Raw genomic sequence first — 598 nt, forward strand, 5'->3', positions numbered from 1 at the left:
ACGGGTTCCACCCGCTGCTCGCGTTCGTCGATCATGACCCGGCCACCGGCACCGGGGAGCCGCTGGCCGGGATGCTGCGGGCCGGCAACGCCGGCGCGAACACCGCCGCCGACCAGATCGCCGTCTTGGACGCGGCGCTGGCCCAGCTGCCCGAGCCAGCCCGTTCCCGGGTGCTGGTGCGCGGGGACACCGGCTCCGGGGTCAAGGCGTTCCTGGCCCACGTGCACCAGCTCGGGCTGGGCTACTCGGTCGGAATGTACGGGCAGGCCCCGCTGCTCGAGGCCCTCGAGCAGGTCCCGCGTCAGGCGTGGCGCGATGCCCGCGAGGCGGACGGGACCCGCCGCGACGGCGCGCAGGTCGCCGAGCTGACCCGGTGGCTGCCGGCCTCGTTCACCGGGTGGCCACCCGGGATCCGGGTCATCGCACGACGCGAGCGGCCCCACCCCGGTGCCCAGCTGCGGATCACCGACCACGCTGGATGGCGCATCACGATGTTCGCCACCAACACCAAGGGCGGGCGGATCGCCGACCTCGAGGTCCGCCACCGGCTCCGCGCTCGGGCCGAGGACCGCATCCGCACCCTGAAGGACACCGGCCT

General features: G+C 74.7%; 1 protein-coding gene. It reads left to right on the forward strand.

Annotated elements, in window-relative coordinates; translation table 11 throughout:
- Window positions 1-598: IS1380 family transposase (locus N864_RS22920; protein ID WP_034723055.1), on the forward strand; the 598-nt coding region annotated here is incomplete at both ends.

Origin of the sequence: Intrasporangium chromatireducens Q5-1 (assembly GCF_000576575.1) — a bacterium.
Classification (GTDB): domain Bacteria; phylum Actinomycetota; class Actinomycetes; order Actinomycetales; family Dermatophilaceae; genus Intrasporangium_A; species Intrasporangium_A chromatireducens.